At 43.5% G+C, this 5,627-nt stretch carries 5 protein-coding genes; all 5 read left to right on the top strand.

Going from position 1 to position 5,627, the window contains the following annotated elements; translation table 11 throughout:
- Nucleotides 1-2,121, top strand: a 2,121-nt coding sequence (locus PWP39_RS09645) for an STT3 domain-containing protein (protein WP_288073573.1), incomplete at its 5' end; no start/stop codon positions are given.
- Nucleotides 2,122-2,331: 210 nt separating this feature from the next.
- Entirely contained in the window at nt 2,332-3,204 is an 873-nt protein-coding gene (locus tag PWP39_RS09640; protein ID WP_288073572.1) for a glycosyltransferase family 2 protein, read from the top strand.
- Nucleotides 3,205-3,217: 13 nt separating this feature from the next.
- Complete coding sequence (locus PWP39_RS09635) at nt 3,218-4,315, top strand: DUF354 domain-containing protein (RefSeq protein WP_042698439.1); 1,098 nt, start codon at nt 3,218-3,220, stop codon at nt 4,313-4,315.
- Between the two features lie 5 nt (nt 4,316-4,320).
- Nucleotides 4,321-5,397, top strand: a complete 1,077-nt coding sequence (wecB, locus tag PWP39_RS09630; protein ID WP_288073570.1) for a non-hydrolyzing UDP-N-acetylglucosamine 2-epimerase — start codon at nt 4,321-4,323, stop codon at nt 5,395-5,397.
- A partial coding sequence (locus tag PWP39_RS09625) for a hypothetical protein (RefSeq protein WP_288073568.1) occupies nt 5,387-5,627 on the top strand: 241 nt, incomplete at its 3' end. The genes wecB and PWP39_RS09625, both read left to right, overlap by 11 nt.

The following is a 5,627-nucleotide window of genomic DNA, read 5'->3' as shown; positions in this document are numbered from 1 at the left end:
ATTGCCGGTGGCCCTTGGGGCTATCAGATTAAAACCTTTCATCCCCTCGGCCTTTGGATGACTCCTGCCTATCTTTACAAGATTTTGAGTGTTTTTGGGGTTTCTCTTTATAACGCTTTCAGAATCACGCCCCTGATTTTTGGTGTTTTGACGGTGGTCTTCTTATACCTTGCACTCCTGAAGCTCTACGATGGGAAGAAAGCTTTCTTTGCCTCCCTCTTCCTTGCAATAAGCTTCGGGCACATCTTCAGGTCGATGGCCAACTACTATAGGGGAGACAACTACATGCTCTTCTGGTATTCGGTGGCTTTGTTTGGGGTTTCTCTGGCTCTAAGCAAGACCAGAAGGGCGTGGAGATATAAGAGGCTTGTCTTTTACTTAATCCCGGCCCTTGCGAGCGGTTTTGCTTCGATTTTCTGGCAGGCGTATTATCCAATTTTCATATTTTTGCTCGCAAACGCAGTGTTTTTAGCCGTAGGAGCTTTTCTTCTGGACGAGAAGAAGCTCCTTGATTCCCTTTTGTTAACTTTATCAACTCTTCTGGGGGCTTTTATCGCCAACTCCTTGGGAGAAAAGTTTGGCTATGGGATGCTGGGTTATGACCGATGGCTGGGCAAAAGGGTTGCGGAAAAGTTAGCCCTTGAGTTCGGCACAATAAAAGATGCCTACCTTCTGGTTCACGTTAAGTACTTGGTTCCCTTAGCCCTTGCATTCATAGTGCTTCTCTTCATCGCTGGTAGATTCGTTAGGGACGTTAGAGTAAAAGTGGGAATTTTAATTGGGCTTGGATTGCTTGGAGTCTTTGTTCTCTTCTACAGGTTTGAAGCCCTGAAGGAGCTATCAACTGGATTTGGCATTTTTAAAGAAGCCCCCATAATGGAGACTCAACCTTCCAGCTTTGATGACCTCTGGAATGCCTTTGCACTCTCCATGTTTTTAGCCCCTCTCTTCTTCTTGAGGTTCAGGAAGGCTAAGGTTCAGGACTTCATGCTGCTCGGGCTTATCGTGCCGGGTCTTTACATGATCAGGACGTGGACGAGGTTTTTATTCATAGGATCCATGGGAATTGCTTTGATGGCGGGTTTTGGACTCTGGGAGCTTTACAGCGTTTTAAAGCCCAAACTTGATGGTAAAAAAGGTCTTACAGTTGGTTTAATTTTACTTCTCTTAATCCCCTCCGCAAACGGCGTAATAACTCTGGATAGAATATGGAAAGAAAAGCCCTTTATGAATGATAATTGGGAGAGGGCTTTAACCTGGCTTAGAGAGAACTCGAATGAGAACGATATAGTTCTGGCATGGTGGGACTACGGGCACTGGGTCACATACTACTCGAGGAGGTCTCCCGTTGCTCAGGGGGGTCCAAACACTAATGTTGCTCTATACTATCTTGGGAAATTCGACGAGAACTGGGCTATGAGCCTTGGAGTTGATTACGTGGTTGTTTCTTATTACGACTTCCTCAAGTTCGGTGCTATCGTTGATACCGCGAGAATGCATCCCAAGTATAACATAACGGAGGAATACGGGATAGTTATATTGCCCATGGTTTCCTCCCTTGGAGCGTTTGTCTTTCAGAAGGAGAACTACAGGGTGATTGTCAAGCCCGGGGAGAAGTGGAATGCCGTGGTGAACGTTGGTGGAAAGGCTTTAACTCCAAAGGAGGTTTACGCAGAGTATAAAGGGGAGATAATAAAGCCTGAGCTCTCCTCTTCCAACTCCAACGCCTACCTCTACATAAACCTTAACTACAAGTATGCTATTTTAATGAACGAGGAAGCCTTTAACACAACCCTTGCTAAGCTATTCATAAAGCCGGAGGAGCCCTATGAGCTGGTTTATTCCGATGGGGGTATTGTGAAGATACTTAAACTCAAGCACCCCAATGTGAGAATTGAAAAGGCTAATGGAAAGATAATCTTTCACTTTGAGAACGCAACCGGAACGAGATTAGGAATCGGGGGCTTCCTCGACAACGGAACGATGGTCTTTAGCAAGTGGTATCCCGTTAAAGGGTTAGAGGAATTCGAGCTGCCAAGTGAAGTCAACGGCACGGTGATAAGGTATGCCTATGCGGAGGGCAAAAAGGTCGTCGACAGGGGAATTTTCAGAAGGAGGTGAGAAGGAAGATGAAACAGATTGTTGCAATAAATTTAAATTCCTAGCGTATTGTTATACCTCAAAATCTTTGGATACTAACGAAAAACTTAAAAGCTCCTTAATAACATTAAAATTGGTAAAAGCCGTGCTCAAGGAGAGTATAAATAAGTTGAAGTCTATGGAACAACGGAGATATTTAAGCTCTGAAGGTGTCTCTAAAAGGTGGATAATATGAAAACCCTCATAGTGATTCCAGCTTACAATGAAGAATTAACGATTGGCTCAGTTGTTGCTCTTGCCAAGAAATATGGTGACGTTCTAGTTGTTGACGATGGCTCCTATGATAGAACCTCTGAAATAGCTCAAAAAGCTGGAGCCGTTGTTATAAGGCACAAGGTTAACATGGGTAAGGGGGCCGCCCTAAAGAGCGGTTTTGAGTACGCCCTGAGCCAGGACTATGATATCGTCGTAACCCTAGATGCCGATGGCCAGCACAATCCTGATGAGATACCTCTTCTCGTTGATCCCATAATGAAAGGGGAAGCCGACCTGGTTATAGGTTCCCGCTATTTAAATGGGAGCAAAAAGAAAATCCCAATTTACAGGCGCCTTGGTCTCTGGGTTCTCAACAAGGGCACAAAGGCTGTCTCCGGAGTGGAGGTTGATTCACAGAGCGGCTTCAGAGCAATGAACAGAAAAGCCCTTGAGAGTATAGATCTCGAGAGTGAAGACTACTCAGTGGAAACCGATATGGTGGTGAAGGCCAAGGAAAAAGGAATCAGGATTAGGGAAGTGCCAATAAGCGTTCGTTACGACGTTCCAAACAAGCACAAGAAAAATCCCCTTGTTCATGGGCTCAGTGTTCTGGCTTCCATCGTTAGCCTTATTGGATATAGGAGGCCTCTGCTGCTGTTTGGAGTTTTAAGCTTAATTTCGTTTATTGTTGCTGGAGTGCTGGCATATTTAGCCCTTGAGCCTTATTACAAGGGCGGTAATGTATACCTGACCCAAGCTATTGGTGCGGGTATATTTGTGATAATTGGAATTCAGCTGTTTGTTGCTGGGCTGCTGCTGAACGTTTTAGCTAGGATGGTAAAGGAATGAGGTGGTGTAAAACATGAGAATTGCACTATTTATAAATACTCCCGCACAGTGGCATTTTTGGAGGAATATCGTTGAGAAACTAATGGAAGATGGCCATAAGTGTAAGCTCCTTTTCCGTAAGTATAGAGAAACATTGGACGTAGTTGAGGGATTGGTTCCGATAATATACTCCTACCAAGCAAATTCAAAGTATGGGAAAATTCTGTCCTTGCCATTTGATATTCTAAGAGCGACTAAGAAATTATATGGTTTTAAGCCAGATTTAGTTGTTGGGTTTGGTCTTTATGATACTTTTTCTTCGTTATTATTGAGGTCATCTAACTTAGTCTTTACTGATAGTGAGTTTAGATCAAGCAAGTACCTCGAACTTCAATACAAAATGTTTCTACCCTTTTCAGATGTTGTCATAACCCCAGAATCTTTCTTGGACGACCTCGGTGAAAAGCACCTCAGAGTTGCAAGCTACAAGGAACTTGCGTACCTCCACCCAAACTATTACACTCCCAGAGATGACGTCCTAGATATGATGGGCGTTTCAGAGGGGGAAGACTATGTCCTACTGAGATTCAACGCCTTTGATGCAGTTCACGACATAGGAATTGGAGGATTCTCCTACGAGGACAAGCTAAGACTCGTCAAGGAGCTTGAAAAACACGCAAGAGTCTTTATATCCAGCGAAACGGAGCTTCCAAAAGAGCTTGAGGACTACGCTCTCCCGGTTCCAAAGACCAGAATACACGATGTGATTTACCATGCAAAACTTTTAGTAACAGACACTCAGACCATGGCCACGGAAGCGGCAATTTTAGGGACGCCTGTAATACGGTGCAACAAGTTCGTGGGCCCGAATGACATGGGTAATTTCATCGAGCTTGAAAAAAGATATGGTCTGATGTATAACTACCAGATTTCTGAAAAGGAGCTTGCCATCAAAAAGGCAGTTGAACTCGTGCAGGAGGAGAACCTAAAGAAGGAATGGTACAAAAAGAGAGAAAAACTGCTTAAGGAAAAAATCGACATAACGGCTTTTATGGTCTGGTTCATAGAGAACTATCCTGAAAGCCTTGAAGAGTTCAGACAGAATCCTGACATTCAATATCGCTTTAGGTGATGGGTATGAAGGTTGTGACGGTTGTTGGTGCTAGGCCGCAGTTTGTTAAGATGGCGCCTGTTTCGAGGGTGTTGAGGGGGTATTTTGATGAAATAGTGATTCATACTGGTCAGCATTATGATTATGAGATGAACAGGGTATTTTTTGAGCAGTTGAATATCCCAGAGCCGGATTATTACCTTGGTGTTGGCTCGGGGACTCATGGTTACCAGACTGGGGAAATGTTGAAGAGGATTGAGGGGGTTTTAGTGAAAGAAAAGCCTGACCTGGTTCTGGTTTATGGTGATACTAATTCGACTCTTGCTGGTGCTCTAGCTGCGGTGAAATTGCACATTAAGGTTGCCCACGTTGAGGCGGGATTAAGGAGTTTTGATAGGAGAATGCCGGAAGAAGTGAACAGGGTTTTGACGGATCACGTTAGTGATTACTTATTTGCCCCAACTGAAACAGCGGTGAAAAACCTGCACAATGAGGGCATTAAAGAGGGAGTTTACTTGACTGGAGATGTCATGTACGATGCTTTGCTCTACAACATTGAAATAGCGAGGAAAAACTCCAAAATCTTGAAGGAGCTTGGGTTGAGGCCGAAAAGTTACCTCCTTGCAACGGTTCACAGGGCGGAGAATACTGATGATAAAGACAGATTGGAGAGCATAGTGAGTGCTTTTGTGGAGAGTGGGGAGGAAATAGTTTTTCCTGTCCATCCGAGGACTGTGAAATTCTTGAGGGTTTATGGGCTTTATGAGGGGCTTGAAAGAGCGGATAATGTTATTTTAACCAAGCCCGTTGGTTATTTAGACATGCTAATGTTAGAAAAGAACGCAAAAAAGATACTGACTGATAGTGGTGGTGTGCAGAAAGAAGCGTATTTTTTAAAGGTACCTTGCATAACTTTGAGAGAAAGAACTGAGTGGGTAGAGACGGTTGAAGATGGTTGGAACGTGCTTGTTGGGGCAGATAAAGAGAAAATACTTAGAGCTGTTAGAGAATTTGAACCATCGGGAGAAACTTACACCTACAAGTTTGGCGATGGGAGAGCTTCGGAAAAAATTGCGGAGGTGATAAAGAACGTTGATAGATAAAAAGAGAGTTCTTATAATAGCCCCCCACTACAATTCTTTTATAAAAGATTTTACAGAAGCAATGGCTAAGGAAGTTGGAAGAATTTATGTTTTAGTCCGTCACAACTATCTCTCTGAACTAGCTCATTACTTGCCATTTCCATACTTCAGGCATGTTGAAAAATTCTCAAAAAGAAATTTAGTCGATTTAAAAAACAAGCCAGAGAACGTAGATATTGACATTATATCTA

This window comes from Pyrococcus sp., from assembly GCF_030153625.1.
GTDB lineage: Archaea > Methanobacteriota_B > Thermococci > Thermococcales > Thermococcaceae > Pyrococcus > Pyrococcus furiosus.
This window is presented reverse-complemented; position numbering and strand designations above follow the sequence as displayed.